This is a genomic window from Algoriphagus sp. A40 (genome assembly GCF_002002735.1).
GTDB lineage: Bacteria > Bacteroidota > Bacteroidia > Cytophagales > Cyclobacteriaceae > Algoriphagus.
Window position 1 is genome coordinate 22,886 of sequence record NZ_MUNY01000039.1, and the last position, 17,383, is coordinate 40,268.

Below are 17,383 nucleotides of genomic sequence, written 5' to 3' on the forward strand. Positions count from 1 at the left end.
TTTTTCGATTAGGATCGAGAAAATTCAGATTTTAGACCGAAATGAACCCCTACCTCTTCACCACACCCCGACTCGGATTCCGCACTTGGCAAGCTTTTGATCTGGATGATTTTGCGGCGATCAATGCCGACCGGGAAGTCATGCGTTTTTTCCAAAAACCGCTCTCAAGAGAGGAAACCCAGGCCATGATTGACCGGATGCTTCGCCTTTTTGAGGAAAAAGGCTATTGCTATTTCGCAGTAGATCAGCTGGAGACAAAGGAACTGATCGGGACAATCGGATTGGGTTGGAAAACCTTCGAAGCAGACTTTACTCCCTGCGTGGACATCGGCTGGAGAATTGGCAAAAAGTGGTGGAATCAAGGCCTGACCACAGAGGGGGCTTTGGCCTGCCTGGATTTTGCAAAGCAAAAAGGAATCCGGGAAGTGCTTTCCATGGCTTCGACCGGCAATACTGCTTCCATCCAAGTGATGAAAAAAATCGGAATGAGCTATTGGAAGGAATTTTTCCATTCCGAACTCAGCAACTTTCCGGACATTCAGCGCTGTAGTTTGTATCGAATTAACTTTTGAATTTTCAATGATCAATGTTCAAATTCAATGATCAAGGATTCTCATTATCAAGACTTGATTATTGAAAATTGTTTATTGCACATTGAAAATTTTATGTGACCAAACTCAAGGATCAAGGTTTCTCACAGCTGAGCCCTGAAAATTGAAAATTGTTTATTGATCATTTTTATCTTCAACATACAAAAAAAGGTGCCACCCCATTGAGGAAATGACACCTACTCCAACCACTAACCCAGCATTTGTCAGAGTTTAATTTGCCAAAAACAGGCTCGCGATTCCCAAAACCTGATTCATGTCCAAAGGCTCATCCCAACCCTCCGACACAGCAGCGGCGTCGATACCAGTTAGGTTTGCGACATTTACTCCGCCATGACTCAGGTTTTCCTCACCCGCATAGATCGCCGTGGTGGCCGCGGGAAGTGATCCGATCGAGCCATTGGTAATCCAGCCCTTCACAGTATCCAGTCCTTTTTTGGTGCGAAGCCTTCTTACCATCGAGGCATGACGAGCTTCTACCGAATGAATGGACAAAGCCGCTGTCAACACCACATCGCTCTCTTTCACATTTGCGGCCTGTCCCTTATACGCCCTTACGCCAGTATCTTCAAAGGCTTGAGAAAGTGCCAAAAAAGTAGGGTAGTCAGAAAAAGGCGTGAAATTTCCTCCTGCAGTGAAATCAAATCCCGGCTCAGCTACCGGAGTGCCATTAAGGACATTCCCGATTACCTCTTGCAAAAACCGCACGTGTGCCAATTCGTGGTCTCTGATTTTCTGGAAAATAACGCGGTCAGGTGCCTCAATCACTCCAGAATCCAAACCCATCTGGTAATACCTGTACTCCAGATGCTCCAATGTCAACGCATAATTCAATACACCGATCAAGCTGGCAGTATCTGCTTTGGCTACATGTGGAATTGAATTCAAAATGGAAAGCGGCACAGCAGCAAGTGCGACTTTTTTTCCAAAATCCCCAAACTGCCTAAAGGCATCTCTGCGGGAATAAAAACGATCTCTGTCCTCTGCACTTTTCGTGTCCGGACAAATAGTATCTAATAATTTGATCAAGTTCATATCAGTATGATTCTAGCGTGATTTAAAGTGAGAGATTAGCTTGGAAGCTGGCTGAAGTCAATTTCTGTCTTGACATAGGTGCTGGCAGCTGTCAGTACCTGTGTAAAATTCAGGGTCCGCTCCAAGCCATTGGAATCGATGATATCATCCCCTGCAAAATCCGCAGAGCCTGGATTGATCAAATCTCTAATTGCAGCCGCATGACGGGCCTCAACCGAGACAATCTTGCCTGCGATCAGCAATAAATCCGCACTTTCCAAAAACTGACCGGCACCGTTATAAGCTGCCACTCCCAAATCCTCAAAAGTCTTAGCAGCTCCCAATACCGAAGTCCTACTGCTGAAATCAATACTACTGAAGTCCACTTCCAAGGCTCCGATCGCATTGGTTCCCAATGCTGCCTTGAAAAATTCCCGATGTGCTCTTTCGTGTTTTTCAAGGTCTCCCATGATAGTTTTCTCCTCAGCAGATGCATTGGCGAAATAGCTTCCCTTTATTACCTCGGCATAAAAAGCTGCTTCAAGTTGCTCTAAAGCATAGGCGTAATTCAAGATCCCTATATCTCCAGTACCGAGACTGACCATCCCGGGCATGGCGGGCACCATGTCATCGTCATTATTACATCCAATCAAGAGCAAACCCGCTCCTGCTACGGTCATCGTTCCCATCCTGAGAAACTGACGTCTGTTTGCATTTTTCACCAAACCCTGTGGCTTGATCAGTTCATTTTTCATTTTGGTGTGTTTTAGGTTAATCATTCGGTTTTAGTTTTCTCCAAAAAATCAAAGCAGGCACATGCTCAACTTTGATTGATTTGAAGGAATTACGAAGTGGGGAAAAGGATTGGATTTTGGTCTGTTGAAAAAAATGAAAATCTTTTCCAGTCTGTTTTTTAAACAAATCCAAAAACATCAATTAATCTCTTTGAATCGATCAATCGAAATTGGAGATTGTCTTACTTTGAACTCAAATCGTCCCGTAAATGAAGAACTTGGTCCTAAGCTTGGCTTTTTGTTTTATTTCATTCCTCCTATTCGCACAATCCCCTTCTACCCGGGAGATGGACCGCATCAATTGGATGGAGTTTGCGGAATTTGTCCCGGAGAAAATAACCACAGTTTTGCTACCAACCGGCACATTGGAGCCACATGGAGTTATCAACAACGGCGCAGATAATACGGCTCCTTTTGCAATGGCAATGGACATGGCAGAAGAATTGAATGCCATGGTTGCTCCGACTTTGAATTATGGAATTACCGGTTCGATGGCTGCTTATCCTGGAGCATTCCAGATTTCCGAAGAAGCCTACGCACTTTTTGTCCGGGACATTCTGAAAGGCTTGGCAAAAAACAAATTCAAAAACATCATCATCCTAAACGGCCATGGCGGAGGTCAAACTGCAGTACTCCAAAAAGTAGCCGCTGAAGTGGCCAATGAACTGGGAGTCCGCACGCTCGTAATCAACTGGTGGTCCTTTGCCTCTGACGTGACGTTGGAAGTTTTCAAAGAAGACGGTGGCCATGCCGGATTGAATGAGACGGCCTACATTCAGGCGATTGATCCTACATTGGTCCATAAGGAGCGTTACAATCCCGATCAAGCCACAGCCTATCCCAAGCCCAACACCTGGTCAGCGGTACCCTTCCCTTCCTCCATCGGACTCTATCAAGAAGGTCAGGGCTATCCCAACTTTGACCAGGCTCAGGCGGATGAATATTTCAAAAAAGTCAATGCTAAAGTCGCCGGATTGATCAAAGAGACGATACGGAAGTGGGATTTGGCAGGAATTTAGAATTGCGATTTACGAAATACGATTTACGAGGCTCAATGGTAATTAAAACCCATCACCCAACTCGGCCGCTACTCATTTATAAAGATGACCTATTTCTCAGACCAAGTATTCCAAAACCTTCAAGCTTCTGATTTTCAAACCGGAGAATATGAGGGATGCACGTTTACAGGATGCACCTTTTCCAACCTAAATTTTCATGGTTGCAGTTTTGAAAATTGTTCTTTCAAAAACTGTGACCTAAGCAACTCAAAAGTCTCAGGGGTCAGTTTTCGCCAGATAAAGTTTGAAGGATGCAAAATTCTCGGAGTGCATTTCAACGCTGCCAACCCCTTTCTCCTTGAATTCAATTTTCAGAACAGTCAACTGGACTATTGCAACTTTTTCAACCTGCAGCTAAAAAAATCCCTCTTCAAAAATTGCAGAATGCGGGAGGTGGATTTTTCACAGGCTGATCTGACAGGCTGTGATTTTCAGGGTTCAGATCTTATGGGAGTCGTTTTTGACCGGAGTAATCTGGAGAAAGCCGACTTTCGCGAAGCCCAAAACTACCGCCTCGATCCTGAGACAAACCGGATTAAAGGTGCACGATTTGACTTGGAAGGATTGCCAGGGTTGCTTGGGAAGTGGGGGATAAAAATTGGGTAAATGAGCAATGAGCAAATTCAATGGTCAATGTTCAAGGAAACCACCCGGGTATCAATAATTGAGCATTGACCATTGGTAATTGATCATTGGAAATTGGTTACTTCTTCATGTAACTGTCCCTCACAGCCTTAAACTCCGAGCCTTCCTTCCAACCGGGCCACTTGTCTGAGTTGGCCAGGCTTCGCCCAACATTATAAAGTAACTGGACATCATCCACTGCGCCATCGAGATTCCATCGGGCAGGATCGTATTCTTCGTTGGGCTTATGGTAATAATTTGCCACGTAGTCATCCTGAAGTTGTTTTCCGTATTCTTTCCCTTTTTCGAAATGGTCGATCCCTGTCCCGAAATACAAGGCCGGAATTCCGATTTTGGCAAAATTGAAATGATCCGAGCGGAAATAATAACCAGCCACGGGATTGGGTTCGGGAGCACTGTAGCGGCCTAATTTTTCCAATTCGACATTGAGCAAATCTTCCATTTCGGATTGGCCCGAACCGATGATAGACACATCCTTCATTTTACCATAGGGATTGATTCCATCCATATTGATGTTTGCCACGGTTTTTTCTTTAGGATATATCGGATTCTGTGCATAGTACGCCGAACCCCAAAGTCCCTGCTCCTCGGCTGTGACAGATAAGAAAACCACGGTTCGGTCGGGTTGAGCATCCGCTTTGAAGGCCTTGGCTAAAGCGATCAAAGCCGCAGTTCCGGAGGCGTTATCCAGTGCACCGTTGTAAATGCTATCTCCGGTTTCATCGGGTTTGCCAATTCCAAAGTGATCCCAATGCGCGGAATAGACAATTACTTCCTCGGGTTTGGTTTTACCGGTGACTTTGGCCACCACATTTTGAGAGACATTATATTCTGCTGTCACCTGGATAGTCGCTGAGAGGTTCACTCCCAAAGGAATACCCTGAAACCCTGTTTTTCTGGCCTTTGCAAGCAGCTCCCCATCATTCATCCCTGCTAGGTCGAATAGTTTCTTGGCTGAGGGAAGCGTGATCCATCCTTCAAAACCCATTTTGTAGGCTTCATTTCCCCGGTCATCCAGGTAAAGAATCGGGGCATTGTGCTTTCCTTGAATCACATTAAATCCATAGCCAGCCGGAATCGTATTGTGCACAATCAGGCAACCCAAAGCTCCCTGTCGGGCAGCCTCTTCGTATTTGTAGGTCCAGCGACCATAATAAGTCATGGTGTTTCCCTTGAAAAAAGTGGAATCCTCCGTCCCAAAACCGGGATCATTGACTAAGACGACTACGATTTTTCCTTTTACATCCAAGCCCTGGTAGTCATTCCAGCCATATTCCGGAGCTACAATTCCAAAGCCGGCAAAGACCACTTCAGCATCCTTCACCTCGACTAGGGAATCGGTTTTCTGAGTCCAAATTACAAAGTCTTTAAATCCCTCCAAGGAGACACTGGTACCGGAATTTTTCAACTCCATTGTCCCAGATGGTTTGCTGACAATCGATACCATGGGCACGTCCTGAAAGTAAGAATCCCCATTTCCCGGCTCCAAACCCAAGGCTTTGAATTCAGATTCCAAAAAGGAAGTGGTGATTGATTCCCCTTCTGTGAAGGGCATCCGGCCCATGAATTCATCCGAGGAAAGAGTGATTAGGTTTGGCTCCAAGTCTGAAACCTGAAACTTGTAATTCGGCTTTTGTGGTGCCTGACAAGCCGAAAGGGCAGCCAATGCTACAAAAGTGACTATACGTGTTTTTTTCATAAAGACTGATTTGGGTTTGTGGTGATAAATCAGATAAGGAAGCCCAAGTTAAAACTTTTACCAGTTGATTTTCTGAGGCATAGGATCAAATTGAAAAAGAGGCATTGCATCAAGTGAAATTTGCCCTACCTTTGTGACCTAGCGGCACGACCAGCTCCTGCTAAATCCCCCAGGTCCGGAAGGAAGCAAGGGTAAGCGGTTGTAGCGGTGCGATGCCGCTTCTTTTTTTGCCCTAAATTTCCAAATCCTCAATTTTTAGGAATTCCTAATCCTGATTTATCTTCTAACTTTGTCCGTTAGCCTAAAATAAATCAAACTCAAGCTTAAGCTTCTGTTTAAGTCTTTACCAAAAACCTATTCTCATGAAATTCTTTATCGACACCGCCAATCTGGACGAAATCCGCGAAGCCTATGACCTTGGCGTATTGGACGGCGTGACTACCAATCCCTCTCTGATGGCCAAAGAAGGCATCAGTGGAGATGCCAATGTAAGAGCCCATTACAAAGCCATTTGCAATATCGTCGACGACAAAGTAAGTGCAGAGGTGATTTCCACAGACTTTGAAGGAATGATCCGCGAAGGCAAAGAACTTGCAAAAATCGACGACAAAATCGTGGTGAAAATCCCGATGATCAAAGACGGAATCAAAGCCATCAAATACTTCCACAGCGAAGGTATCCGTACCAACTGTACCCTGGTTTTTTCAGCAGGTCAGGCGATCCTTGCAGCCAAAGCCGGAGCATCATACCTTTCTCCATTTATCGGCAGATTGGATGATATTTCTTACGATGGGCTTGAGTTGATTGGCCAGATCGTTCATATTTATCAGAATTACGGATTTGAAACCGAAATCCTGGCAGCATCTGTCCGTCACTCCATGCACTTGATCAAATGTGCTGAACTTGGTGCAGACGTGGTCACCTGTCCACTTAAAGTAATCACCGGATTGCTCAAGCATCCACTTACGGATTCAGGTCTGGCACAGTTTCTGGCTGATCACGCGAAAGCAGCCGGAAAGTAAAAAATCAAAAGAGGCTGTTTCTTCCCGGATTCAGCCTCTTTTTCAATCCCACAGCATGTACATTATCAAAGTAAAAGGAAAAGCCAAAATCCCCGACTATATCCAGATACGAGATGAAAATTTCGTTTTGGTGGCTTATTTCCGGGCAGACAGACCCCTCAAAAACATTGAGAAATTCGGACTGGAAGGCAAAGAAAATCAGCTGGAGGAAGTGATTAAAAATCTTCCTTTCGGTAAACTTCAAAAATTAGAACTCTAAACCATGGATTTCAGTACCAAACCTGTGCTTCAGGTAACGCAGGCCACTATTTTTCAGGGAGAAAACCCTGTATTGTCCGATGTCAATTTCTCAGTAGAGCAGCATGAATTCGTATTCCTGATAGGCCGGACGGGAAGTGGTAAAAGTTCTCTTCTAAAAACCCTTTATGCAGACCTTCCTCTCCGATCAGGTCTCGCCGAAATCGTGGGCTATTCCCTTACCAAAATAAAAAACAGTGAGGTCCCATATCTCCGTAGAAAAATCGGAATCATCTTTCAGGACTTTCAGCTTTTCAGCGACCGGACCATTCGGGAAAACCTGTCTTTTGTGCTCAAAGCCACCGGCTGGACTGATCCTGTCAAAATCAAAGAACGGATCAGTGAAGTTTTGATCCAGGTTGGTCTGGTCGATTCCTTGCAGAAAATGCCGCATCAGCTTTCGGGGGGCGAGCAACAGCGTGTGGTGATTGCCAGGGCCTTGCTCAATGAGCCTTCCATACTTTTGGCCGATGAACCTACCGGAAATCTCGACCCGGATGTTGCCGACGGGATTTTCAGACTCTTTCAGGAAATCAACAAAAAAGGCACTGCCATTCTGATGGCAACTCACAATCATGAATTGCTCCGCAAATTCCCTTATCGGGTTTTGAAATGTGAGAAAGGAAAATTACTGGACAGTCAGATGCATGACGTTTCCTTTGGTTCATCTTTTTGAAACTTCGAAAAAACAGGCCAGGTAAAACATCTTCCCTGATACAGCCGTTTTCCAAGTATCCAATTAATCAATTATGAGATATTACAACTCCCTCCTCATTCTGCTTTTGGCAACCTTTTCGTTTTCTTGTCAAGAAGAGGAAGTCCCCAAATTGGATCCAGCGTCAAACAATGCTGCCAACAGCTGGATTCTGAATGTAATGGATGAAGTATACCTCTGGTTGGATGATCTTGGGACACCGATTGCAGAAAATTCCGACCCTGAGGACTATTTCGAAGCACTGCTTTTCCGCCCGACAGATCGGTTTTCGGTTATTTATCCAGACTACCAAGAGCTGATCAATGCCCTCAACGGTGTGAATTTGGAGGCAGGTTATGAATTCATTCTTTACAGAGAAAATCCCACCAGCGACAATGTGGTCGCAGAAGTTTCCTACATTAAAAAAAACAGCCCTGCCTCAAACGTAGACTTGCAAAGAGGTGATGTGATCAACAAAATCAACGGAACGGTCCTGACTATTGGAAATTACCAGCAACTTTTGGGAGAAATAGATGGCATGCACACCTTATCCTACTCCAGGTTTGATGAAGAATCCGAGGGATTTGTTGCAAAACCCGATGTCACGCTCACAGCAGTTCAACTGGCTGAAAATCCGAACTTTCTTGATACGATTTATACGGTCAATGGGGAGAAAATCGGGTATGTCGTTTACCATTTCTTTGCTCCGGGGCCAGGCGAAAATAGCACCGCCTATGACAATGAAATGGATGGGATTTTCGGAAAATTCAAAGCTGAAGGAATTGATCACCTGATTGTGGATTTCCGATATAACAGCGGTGGGTACGTTTCCTCTGCTGTAAATTTGGCCAGTTTGATTGCTCCAGGGGTCAGTTCCAGCAGTATTTTTTCCAAAACCAAATACAATAGTTACCTCATGGAAGAGCTTGAACAGCTCAGAAATGTTCAGACTTCTTTTCTGGCAAAAAACCAAAACCTCGGAAATACAATGGAAGGAAATCGAGTCTATATTTTGACTACTTCCAGAACAGCCTCAGCTTCCGAATTGATCATCAACGGTCTTAAACCCTACATGGACGTTGCGATTGTTGGTGACACGACCACAGGGAAAAATGTGGGTTCGATTCCCTTTGAGGATGAAGAAAATGACCAAAACAACTATGGCATTTTGCCGATAGTTTCACAAAGTTTTAACAGTCTGGATCAATCGGATTACACCGAAGGATTTGTACCAAATATCACTTTGAAAGAGTCTCAGGAACGTCTCCGTCCTTTGGGAGATATTAATGAATTGCTTTTGAGGACTGCCATCGGGCAAATCACCGGAATAACATCCGGAGCCAGATTTCAGCAGCTCGACCGTCTGGATGTTGGGAGCTCCCTAGAAGGAAAAATAAGGTCTGGTGTGATGATTGAAAATCCTATTTTGAAATAAAGTCAACGCCCCAAATCGGGGCGTTTTTTTTTTAGAATTTCAATTATTATGGGTAAAAGGGATAGACGCGGACCGGATGAGAAAAGATCAGTTTGGCCCTTCTTTTATGAAAGTCCAAGGTTATCAAATTGTTAAGCCTGCCAAAAGTCATTTTTTTAAAAATCTGACTCCTTTATATTCACCACATGGAAGCTGCAGCCACTTTTTTATTATTATTCATCATCTACTTTCTGGGATGTTTGGCTATTGTACAATTAGCGATCAGACCGATGAAAAGGCTAGTCAATGATTCCTCGGGTAACAGCAAACATTGGGAGACCAATTACTCCAAAATATTGCTGGTAAGTCTTTTGCTAACCCTAATTACCACCACCATTGCATTTATTGCTTTTCCTTAATCAATTCCTCTAGGGAATAGAATTGGAATGGCTGTATTCAAAAGATTTTATTATCAGCTATAAGCATGTTGAATCTGATTCTTCAAATTCTTCCACGGAAAACAAACCAATTCTAAGGTCTAGGATTTCAAAAAAGACTTTGAACAAAAAAACCGGCGATAAGGCCGGTTTTTTAGATTGTCGATTTGGTCAATTTCAATTCGTCTTCTTCAGGTTTTCTTTTGCCTGATCAAAAGCCGGATCCAGCGAAATTGCCTCATTGAATGCAGTTTTTGCCTCAGCCATGGAGTTTTGATCCAAATAGATCAGTCCTTTCAGATTAAGTGCAGCAGCTTTCATGCTCACTTCCTGTGTTTCGGTTTGTGATTTTGGGAAGCCGATTTTCTCGTCAGCCTTTGCATTCTTCACAAGCATGGTGACGGAATTCATTGCTTCATCATAGCGCTTCAAATTATATTGGATAAATGCTGATTTGTAAAGACTGAAATTATCCCCGGTCAACAGATAGAGGCTTTCGAAATGCGGCAATGCGCGATCCAAAGCTCCCAATTGTTCCAAGGAATAGGCAGCAACTTCCAGTGCTCCAACATTTTTGTCATTGAGTTGAAGGATGTCCATGGCAACGAGAGCCGCAGAGGCAAATTGTCCCCCATCAAAATATAGGCTTCCCAAAGCTTCCATGTAGCGAAGATCTTCCGGATTACGAACCATCAGTTCGAATAATTTCGTCTTGGCCATCTGTGGGTCACTGTATCTCATTGCCATTTGATAGCCGATTTGATCAACAGCATTCAGTGAGGCTTTTAATTTCGGATCCAATTTTGGAAGTGAGTCATTTGCTGTCTGGGCAGACAGATTTCCGGCACCAATGGCCAGGAGCAGCAGTAATAGGGCGCGCTTCATTGTTAATCTTTGTTTTCTTGGTGATTTGATTTGTTGTCCAGCGGAGCAATGCCCTTGGTACGGGCAATGTCAAACATAAGTTTTCGGGCGGCTTCTGGATTGTTTTGAATTTTGCCCTCCAATATAGCTTCTTTTATTTCTTCCTTGATTTCCCCGATGATTTTAGAAGGAGAAAGGCCGAAAGTTTCCATGATTTCTTCTCCGCTAACCGGTGGCTGGAAGTTTCGGACCTGGTCCTTTTCCTCTACTTCCTTGAGCTTTTCCTCCACCTTACCAAAGTTTTCAAGGTAGCGTTGGACTTTTTTGTTGTTTTTGGAGGTGATATCTGCCCGGCAAAGCTTCATCAGATCATCAATGTCGTCTCCTGCATCGAAAAGAAGTCTTCTCAAAGCCGAATCAGTCACTTCGTCTTTCACCAATGCAATGGGCCGTAGGTGTAAGCGGACTAGCTGTTGGACATATTTCATCCGCTCATCCATGGGCAGTTTCAACCTCCGAAAGATCGCAGGTGTCATGCGGGCACCCTTGTCCTCATGTCCATGAAAAGTCCACCCGACTTTTGGATTGAAGCGCTTGGTGGCAGGTTTGGCAATATCATGCATAATCGCCGCCCAGCGAAGCCAGAGATTATCGGTCATTTGGCAGACATTATCCAGGACTTGAAGGGTGTGGTAGAAATTGTCCTTGTGAGACTTATCATCGACCGAATCAACCCCCTGCAGTTCTACCATTTCAGGGAAAAACTCATGCAAAAGTTTAGATGCAAAAAGTAACTTAAACCCATAGGATGGCTTTGGGGTCATTACTATTTTATTGAGCTCGTCGATGATTCGCTCCGCAGAAATAATCTGAAGTCTTGCCGCATTTTCAGATAAAGCAAAAAAAGTGTCCGCATCGATATCGAATGTCAATTGGGCGGCAAACCTCACCGCACGCATCATCCGCAGTGGATCATCCGAAAAGGTAATTCCCGGTTCCAATGGAGTTTTTATGGATTTTCGCCTGATATCCCCCATTCCGTCGAATGGATCTATCAATTCCCCATAATCCTCTGGATTCAGAGAAATGGCCATGGCATTGATCGTGAAATCTCTGCGTTCCAGGTCTTCCTCCAGCGTTCCGTCTTCTACAATAGGTTTTCTGGATTCCAGTCTGTAGGATTCCTTTCTGGCACCTACAAACTCCAATTCCCAATCCTCAAGCTTGAGCATGGCGGTCCCGAAGTTTTTGAAAACAGAAAGAGGCACATGCTGGTCAAAGGATTTGGCAACCTCCTGGGCTAGGCTGATCCCACTTCCAACACAGGTAAAATCAATGTCCTTGCTGGGACGGTTGAGAATAAGATCACGGACAAAGCCACCCACCACATAAGATTTAATGCCCAGTCGGGAAGCTGCTGCTCCTACTTTTTCAAAAATTTCGTTTTCGTCTAGCCTGGACTTTAAATTCATCGATTGATAATTTTTACATCGCCATCAGGTCCCAAAAACATTTCTTTGGTATTTGGACCCAAAAGTGGGAAGAACAGTTCGGTCTGAAAATCAGCCTGTAGGGTTCCCGAATCTATTTTTACTAGGACTGGCTGGGAAATCTGGAAAAGCAATTTGTTCCAGTTTGGCTCCCGGATCAGGGAAAAACGGATATTCCCATGGTGGATAGGACCATTTTTGATGACAGGATTTACCGGACTGTGAAATATGGTCGGCTTGCTTCCAAGTTCAACAATATCTAAGGAAACCTCTGAAAAAGGCTCACAAACTGAGCGGATTTGAAATAAATCAAACAGGAGGTAAGTCCAGTCATATCCAGATTCCGGCTTCCAATTGTCCGATTTCAGAAATGTGAGGATTTTGCCATTTCCTTCTTTGATGGTAACCTCTCCTTTGTCGCGGAAAGTTTTTACGATTGCTTGCTGATCCAAAACGTTGATTTTTATTGCAAAAATAATCAGATTATCCAGCCTTAGCGGCTAAAATCTCAAACACAAAAAAACCTCTTCCTTTAGAGAAGAGGCAAATTGCAAATCAGGGTTGGTTTAGTTTACTCGTTTTCCAATTTTCTGTTGATAAAAAAGCTGGCTACCAAGCCCAATCCACCAAAGATGAAAATACTTGCGGGAAAGGATACATCCTCGTTCATCCCAGCTTGCTCCAAACCGGCCCCTACCAATACACCAATCCCGATTCCGATTGCCAGAAGGGCAAGATTTAGGATAATGTTGCCCAATCCTTTCTTTTTTCCTGTATTGAACAGGGAGGCATCTGCACCTTTTTCGATGAGCGCGAGCCGCTCTTTATTTCTGGTTGTCAGGTATACATAGACCATTCCGAAAATGGCTGAGAAAATAATCAGCGGAATTAAGATTTCTTCTTGCATGTCGTTTTTGTTTTGTTTGTCATTTGGATGCAAACACTCCGGAAGAGGTTACAGGATTTTTTAAAAAAAATAATTTGTAACTTCTTTGGGACAACCTGCATCTAATTTCTGAATGCAATTCCTGGAAGACAATCATTACATCAAGCTAACCCGCCAAGGCGACATGCAGGCCTTTGGTATGCTGGTACAAAAGCATCAGCGCTTGGTCTATACCTTGGCACATCGGATGCTCAAAAACCCCGAAGAAGCACAGGAAGCAGCGCAGGATACCTTTGTTAAAGTTTACCAATCTCTTTCAGGATTCGAGGGCAAGTCTAAATTTACCACTTGGATGTACCGGGTAGTATATAATGAATGCCTTGGGAGATTGAGGAAAACAAAGCGGCATTTCACCTTGGTTGAAGATATTATTGAAAACCATGATGAACCTGCTGACTTTCTGGACGGTTTGGAGATTATGCAACGGGAGGAAAGATCTGCTTTGGTAAAAAAAGGAATCGAAATGCTCAATCCTTCAGAGGCCATAGTTTTGACGCTGTTTTATCTTGAAGATCAAGCTATCAAGGAAATTGCTTTGATCACGGGAAGTTCTGAATCCAATATCAAGGTTCAATTGCACCGGGGAAGAAAACATTTGGAAATCGCATTAAGAAAATTGACCAACAAGGAATTAATCGGGCTGATATGAAAAATGAAATTGTTAACTCAGAGGATCCAATGAAAAAATGGATAAAAGAAGCCGGTTCCGAGTTTCCGGGAGAGGGGTTTCATTTGTCAGTATTGAAAAAAATTGAAGCATTGCCAAAATCAACTTTGGTTTACAAACCGATAATTTCACCCTTGGGCTGGAAGCTGATCTTTGGATTTATTTTTGCAATTTTCTTTTGGAGTATTTTGATGATTCCATCTCAACAGGAAACCACTTCTCTATTTGATAAAATTCCTCCGGTAAACCTCCCATCCCTAGATAGGAACCTGTTGAATTTCAATATTCCTGTTCCTAATCTAAGCCCCCAATTCCTGATAGGAATAAGTGCGTTTTTTAGTTTGGGTTTTATTATGATATGGGGAACCTTACGAAATAAACAAGCCGGAGTATAAACAAAAAAGACAGCTTAAAAGCTGTCTTTTTTTATCGTTTTCAGAATTACTTAGCTTTTTAGCCAATTAATAAATGTCTGATAACCAACACCAATTTCTCTTGCGAAAGCTGCTTTAGTTTTTTTACCTGCGGCTTCTACCTTTTGCCACTCTTCTACAATTTTGCTTTTCTCAGAATCGGAAAAAGATCTTCTTTTTCCAGCACCTTTGGATGAAGAACCACCGCTCAATGCTGCTATAAGATCATTTAATTCGCTTACAAATTTTCCGTCTGTCAAAAACAAACCAGCAGCTTCCAATTTTTTGATAACTACATCTTTTGGGTTTACTGGAGTCACTGCAATTCCTCGTGCTGCCGCTTCATGAAGGTCAATTTTTTTACCGTCTGCAGTTACATAGATAAAGCCATCTGGTCTTTTAAGATCAGTAATAGCTTCTTTAATTAGTTCTCTCATTTCTGTGAAGATTAATTTGTGTTTATAAAAATCTTTTGCAAGATATAAATTGATTTTAACTCAATAAATATATTTAATAAATATTTACAAAATAAAATACACAGCCTTACTTAGCTAACAAATTAATTCAATGAATAGGTATTTATCCAGCCTGTTATCAGGTTTTTCGTTTTGAATTCCCGAGCCAAAACATTGAAATAGGCTTTTTCCAACTGTGGGTCAGAGAATTTGGTCTGATATAGACTTAAGTCATTTTCATCCAATAATTTGTCAAGCATTTCATTAAATGTATCAAAGGAGGGATGGAGATTTTGAATGTTTGTTAATTCAGCGCTTTGGCTTGGAAACAATTCGAAAGGTAAAGATTCAAAAGCAAAAGAATAAATTACTTTTCCACCTTGCTCCAGTTTGAATAAAACAATAGAATCTTGGTCGGAAGTGAGTGTGCCTATTTCCTCAAATTCTTCATTTAATTGAATGTCTTCAATAAGAGACTCAATCAAAAAATAAACAAACTTTTTCCATGTCTGAATTATCTCATCACTGAATCCATATTTTTCATCAGAGTATTGGACACTTTTATAAATCTCAAGCTCCCAATGATTTGCTTTACACAATGAAGCTAATTCAAACCAGTCGTTTCCTAATTGTCCAGAAAGTGGCCAAAAGCACACCAATTTTTTATGGGTTATTACAACCTCATCAAATAGTTTGGAATAAATTCTATTTATAACTTGAACATCTTCCTCGAAGCAAGTCCAATCTATTTCCGAAAACAATTGGATGGGATCCAAGACCACAATGTCGCGTTTGGGATGATCCAAATTTCCCAACCAATCTGAAGTGTTGCCCACCAGGCAATCCATCAATGCAATACTTTTGTCTCTTAAGTTCATAGCAATTTCCATTTTGATTTAATTATTATTTCAGAGGATGATCCAAGCTGAAATGAGTTGGTATAAATAGAGCAGAAGTAACTTTTATCTACAGATCCAACTCTTCACCCAACTGGCTTGATATCACAATGCTAAAGTAGGCTTAAGAGAAACACGAAAAATAGATTTGACACATATTGTCGCCAATACTTTGGAATGCGATTTTCGATTCCAAACCCAAAAGTCTGAGAAACCTCAAAATTCAATCTCAATTCCCCAAGCCAAGTCAGGAAATTTCCCTAATTTTGAACCCCATAAGATTCCAATCAAAATCATCCGTCTCCATTCTTATGGGCTCATCCACAAAGTACATTTTCATCACCGGAGGTGTTACCTCATCTCTTGGAAAAGGCATTATTGCTGCTTCATTAGGCAAATTGCTTCAGTCCAGGGGTTTCAGTGTGACAATCCAAAAATTCGATCCCTATCTCAACATTGATCCGGGCACGCTCAATCCGTATGAACACGGAGAGTGCTACGTGACTGATGATGGGGCGGAGACAGACCTTGATTTGGGACATTATGAGCGGTTTTTGAATGTCACCACATCCCAAAGCAACAACATCACTACCGGAAGAATCTACAACAACGTAATCACAAGAGAGCGGAAAGGTGAATTTCTCGGTAAAACCGTGCAGGTTATTCCCCACATTACCGATGAGATCAAAAGCAACTTCTATAAACTAGGACAAGACGGAAAATACGATGTCGTGATCACCGAAATCGGTGGCTGCGTCGGTGATATCGAGTCTTTGCCATTTATAGAAGCTGTTCGTCAGGCAAGATGGGACCTTGGGCCGAACAACTTTTTGGTGATTCATTTGACCCTCATTCCTTATTTGAGCGCTGCCAAAGAACTGAAAACCAAACCAACCCAGCATTCTGTCAAGCAATTGTTGGAGGCGGGGATTCAGCCGGACATACTGGTTTGCCGTACAGAGCACCACCTTCCTTTAGATGTCAAGAAAAAATTGGCACTCTTCTGCAACGTTCAACTCAACAGTGTCATCGAAGCTATGGATGCTGAGTCCATTTACGACGTGCCTCTTTTGATGAAAAAAGAGAAACTGGACGAGCGGGTAATGACAAAGCTAAAACTTACCTCAAAAACAAATACTGACCTCGAACATTGGAAGGATTTCTTGGGAAGGCTGAAAAACCCCACCCAAGAAGTGACTATCGGATTGATCGGAAAATACGTTTCCCTCCCCGATTCCTATAAGTCTATCATCGAATCTTTCACTCACGCAGGTGCTGCCGTCGAATGTAAGGTGAACCTGAAGTTGATTTCTTCGGAGGAAATCCACACGGAAAATTTCAAGTCAAAACTTGAAGAACTTGATGGTATTTTGGTAGCCCCAGGATTTGGAGAAAGAGGATTTGAGGGTAAAATCGAAACCGTCAGATATGCGAGGGAACAAAAAGTACCGTTTTTCGGAATATGCCTGGGAATGCAGGTGGCTGTTATCGAATTCGCCAGAAATGTAATGGGTCTCAAGGGTGCAAATTCTACTGAAATGGATCCTGAAACGCAATTCCCACTCATAGCCTTGATGGAGGAGCAAAAGAAAATTGACCAAATGGGCGGAACTATGCGATTGGGTTCGTATGCTTGCGACCTCAAAAAAGGAAGCAAAGCGGCCCAAGCCTATGGAAAAACCAAGATCCATGAGCGCCATCGCCACAGATATGAGTTTAACAACGATTATCTGGAGCAAGTAGAAAACGCCGGATTGATCGCCACAGGAAAAAATCCGGATACGGGATTGGTAGAAATAATGGAACTGAAAAACCATCCGTGGTTTGTTGGCGTACAGTTCCATCCAGAGTACAAAAGCACTGCCTTGAATCCTCAGCCCTTGTTTGTGAAATTCATCCAAGCGGCCATTGACAATAAAAAAGTAAAGTAAAGAATTACGCTAAGACCTTTAGCGAGGAAAAAAATACCT

The 17,383-nt window shown here is 42.9% G+C and carries 18 protein-coding genes and 1 other RNA gene; 10 read left to right on the top strand and 9 right to left on the bottom strand.

Going from position 1 to position 17,383, the window contains the following annotated elements; translation table 11 throughout:
* Positions 1-41: 41 nt before the first annotated feature.
* Complete coding sequence (locus tag B0E43_RS25930) at positions 42-572, top strand: GNAT family N-acetyltransferase (protein WP_077347179.1); 531 nt, start codon at positions 42-44, stop codon at positions 570-572.
* Positions 573-821: 249 nt separating this feature from the next.
* Here B0E43_RS25930 and B0E43_RS25935 read toward each other — a convergent pair whose 3' ends face one another.
* Complete coding sequence (locus B0E43_RS25935) at positions 822-1,643, bottom strand: ferritin-like domain-containing protein (protein ID WP_077347181.1); 822 nt, start codon at positions 1,641-1,643, stop codon at positions 822-824.
* 35 nt (positions 1,644-1,678) lie between these two features.
* Entirely contained in the window at positions 1,679-2,401 is a 723-nt protein-coding gene (locus B0E43_RS25940; protein WP_371454453.1) for a ferritin-like domain-containing protein, read from the bottom strand.
* 224 nt (positions 2,402-2,625) lie between these two features.
* Here B0E43_RS25940 and B0E43_RS25945 point away from each other — a divergent pair, with 224 nt between their 5' ends.
* Positions 2,626-3,435, top strand: coding sequence for a creatininase family protein (locus tag B0E43_RS25945; protein ID WP_077347183.1), 810 nt, complete (start codon positions 2,626-2,628; stop codon positions 3,433-3,435).
* An 84-nt stretch (positions 3,436-3,519) separates the two neighbouring features.
* Positions 3,520-4,080, top strand: coding sequence for a pentapeptide repeat-containing protein (locus B0E43_RS25950; protein WP_077347185.1), 561 nt, complete (start codon positions 3,520-3,522; stop codon positions 4,078-4,080).
* Positions 4,081-4,177: 97 nt separating this feature from the next.
* Here B0E43_RS25950 and B0E43_RS25955 read toward each other — a convergent pair whose 3' ends face one another.
* Entirely contained in the window at positions 4,178-5,818 is a 1,641-nt protein-coding gene (locus tag B0E43_RS25955) for a M28 family metallopeptidase (protein ID WP_077347187.1), read from the bottom strand.
* A 138-nt stretch (positions 5,819-5,956) separates the two neighbouring features.
* Between B0E43_RS25955 and ffs the strand changes: the two genes are divergently transcribed.
* From ffs to B0E43_RS25980, 5 genes are all read left to right on the top strand, one after another.
* Positions 5,957-6,043: signal recognition particle sRNA small type (ffs, locus tag B0E43_RS25960), an RNA gene on the top strand.
* 137 nt (positions 6,044-6,180) lie between these two features.
* The gene (gene fsa / locus B0E43_RS25965) at positions 6,181-6,840 is read left to right on the top strand and encodes a fructose-6-phosphate aldolase (RefSeq protein ID WP_077347189.1); all 660 of its coding nucleotides are present in this window, start codon (positions 6,181-6,183) and stop codon (positions 6,838-6,840) included.
* A 55-nt stretch (positions 6,841-6,895) separates the two neighbouring features.
* Complete coding sequence (locus B0E43_RS25970; protein WP_077347191.1) at positions 6,896-7,099, top strand: fructose-6-phosphate aldolase; 204 nt, start codon at positions 6,896-6,898, stop codon at positions 7,097-7,099.
* Between the two features lie 3 nt (positions 7,100-7,102).
* Positions 7,103-7,813, top strand: a complete 711-nt coding sequence (locus B0E43_RS25975) for a cell division ATP-binding protein FtsE (RefSeq protein ID WP_077347193.1) — start codon at positions 7,103-7,105, stop codon at positions 7,811-7,813.
* Between the two features lie 73 nt (positions 7,814-7,886).
* Positions 7,887-9,266: a S41 family peptidase gene (locus B0E43_RS25980; protein ID WP_077347195.1), complete on the top strand. Its 1,380-nt coding sequence runs from the start codon at positions 7,887-7,889 to the stop codon at positions 9,264-9,266.
* A gap of 593 nt (positions 9,267-9,859) precedes the next feature.
* Here B0E43_RS25980 and B0E43_RS25985 read toward each other — a convergent pair.
* From B0E43_RS25985 to B0E43_RS26000, 4 genes are all read right to left on the bottom strand, one after another.
* A complete protein-coding gene (locus B0E43_RS25985; protein ID WP_077347199.1) occupies positions 9,860-10,567 on the bottom strand; it encodes a lipopolysaccharide assembly protein LapB in 708 nt (235 codons plus the stop codon).
* A 2-nt stretch (positions 10,568-10,569) separates the two neighbouring features.
* Complete coding sequence (locus B0E43_RS25990; RefSeq protein WP_077347201.1) at positions 10,570-12,018, bottom strand: CCA tRNA nucleotidyltransferase; 1,449 nt, start codon at positions 12,016-12,018, stop codon at positions 10,570-10,572.
* The gene (locus B0E43_RS25995) at positions 12,015-12,488 is read right to left on the bottom strand and encodes a hypothetical protein (RefSeq protein WP_077347203.1); all 474 of its coding nucleotides are present in this window, start codon (positions 12,486-12,488) and stop codon (positions 12,015-12,017) included. The genes B0E43_RS25990 and B0E43_RS25995 overlap by 4 nt, the downstream gene beginning before the upstream one ends.
* A gap of 119 nt (positions 12,489-12,607) precedes the next feature.
* Positions 12,608-12,943: a DUF6249 domain-containing protein gene (locus B0E43_RS26000; RefSeq protein WP_077347395.1), complete on the bottom strand. Its 336-nt coding sequence runs from the start codon at positions 12,941-12,943 to the stop codon at positions 12,608-12,610.
* A gap of 112 nt (positions 12,944-13,055) precedes the next feature.
* Between B0E43_RS26000 and B0E43_RS26005 the strand changes: the two genes are divergently transcribed.
* Positions 13,056-13,631: an RNA polymerase sigma factor gene (locus B0E43_RS26005; protein WP_077347205.1), complete on the top strand. Its 576-nt coding sequence runs from the start codon at positions 13,056-13,058 to the stop codon at positions 13,629-13,631.
* Between the two features lie 463 nt (positions 13,632-14,094).
* Here B0E43_RS26005 and B0E43_RS26010 read toward each other — a convergent pair whose 3' ends face one another.
* Entirely contained in the window at positions 14,095-14,499 is a 405-nt protein-coding gene (locus tag B0E43_RS26010) for a hypothetical protein (RefSeq protein WP_077347209.1), read from the bottom strand.
* 122 nt (positions 14,500-14,621) lie between these two features.
* Positions 14,622-15,407 (bottom strand): hypothetical protein, encoded by a 786-nt coding sequence (locus B0E43_RS26015; protein ID WP_077347211.1) that lies wholly within the window; start codon positions 15,405-15,407, stop codon positions 14,622-14,624.
* 317 nt (positions 15,408-15,724) lie between these two features.
* Between B0E43_RS26015 and B0E43_RS26020 the strand changes: the two genes are divergently transcribed.
* The gene (locus B0E43_RS26020) at positions 15,725-17,344 is read left to right on the top strand and encodes a CTP synthase (RefSeq protein ID WP_077347397.1); all 1,620 of its coding nucleotides are present in this window, start codon (positions 15,725-15,727) and stop codon (positions 17,342-17,344) included.
* Positions 17,345-17,383 lie beyond the last annotated feature (39 nt).

Coding starts and splice junctions, on each gene's coding strand:
- B0E43_RS25930 (WP_077347179.1), top strand. CDS start 42: ATGAACCCCTACCTCTTCACCACACCCCGACTCGGATTCCGCACTTGG.
- B0E43_RS25935 (WP_077347181.1), bottom strand. CDS start 1,643: ATGAACTTGATCAAATTATTAGATACTATTTGTCCGGACACGAAAAGT.
- B0E43_RS25940 (WP_371454453.1), bottom strand. CDS start 2,401: ATGATTAACCTAAAACACACCAAAATGAAAAATGAACTGATCAAGCCA.
- B0E43_RS25945 (WP_077347183.1), top strand. CDS start 2,626: ATGAAGAACTTGGTCCTAAGCTTGGCTTTTTGTTTTATTTCATTCCTC.
- B0E43_RS25950 (WP_077347185.1), top strand. CDS start 3,520: ATGACCTATTTCTCAGACCAAGTATTCCAAAACCTTCAAGCTTCTGAT.
- B0E43_RS25955 (WP_077347187.1), bottom strand. CDS start 5,818: ATGAAAAAAACACGTATAGTCACTTTTGTAGCATTGGCTGCCCTTTCG.
- fsa (WP_077347189.1), top strand. CDS start 6,181: ATGAAATTCTTTATCGACACCGCCAATCTGGACGAAATCCGCGAAGCC.
- B0E43_RS25970 (WP_077347191.1), top strand. CDS start 6,896: ATGTACATTATCAAAGTAAAAGGAAAAGCCAAAATCCCCGACTATATC.
- B0E43_RS25975 (WP_077347193.1), top strand. CDS start 7,103: ATGGATTTCAGTACCAAACCTGTGCTTCAGGTAACGCAGGCCACTATT.
- B0E43_RS25980 (WP_077347195.1), top strand. CDS start 7,887: ATGAGATATTACAACTCCCTCCTCATTCTGCTTTTGGCAACCTTTTCG.
- B0E43_RS25985 (WP_077347199.1), bottom strand. CDS start 10,567: ATGAAGCGCGCCCTATTACTGCTGCTCCTGGCCATTGGTGCCGGAAAT.
- B0E43_RS25990 (WP_077347201.1), bottom strand. CDS start 12,018: ATGAATTTAAAGTCCAGGCTAGACGAAAACGAAATTTTTGAAAAAGTA.
- B0E43_RS26000 (WP_077347395.1), bottom strand. CDS start 12,943: ATGCAAGAAGAAATCTTAATTCCGCTGATTATTTTCTCAGCCATTTTC.
- B0E43_RS26005 (WP_077347205.1), top strand. CDS start 13,056: ATGCAATTCCTGGAAGACAATCATTACATCAAGCTAACCCGCCAAGGC.
- B0E43_RS26010 (WP_077347209.1), bottom strand. CDS start 14,499: ATGAGAGAACTAATTAAAGAAGCTATTACTGATCTTAAAAGACCAGAT.
- B0E43_RS26015 (WP_077347211.1), bottom strand. CDS start 15,407: ATGGAAATTGCTATGAACTTAAGAGACAAAAGTATTGCATTGATGGAT.
- B0E43_RS26020 (WP_077347397.1), top strand. CDS start 15,725: ATGGGCTCATCCACAAAGTACATTTTCATCACCGGAGGTGTTACCTCA.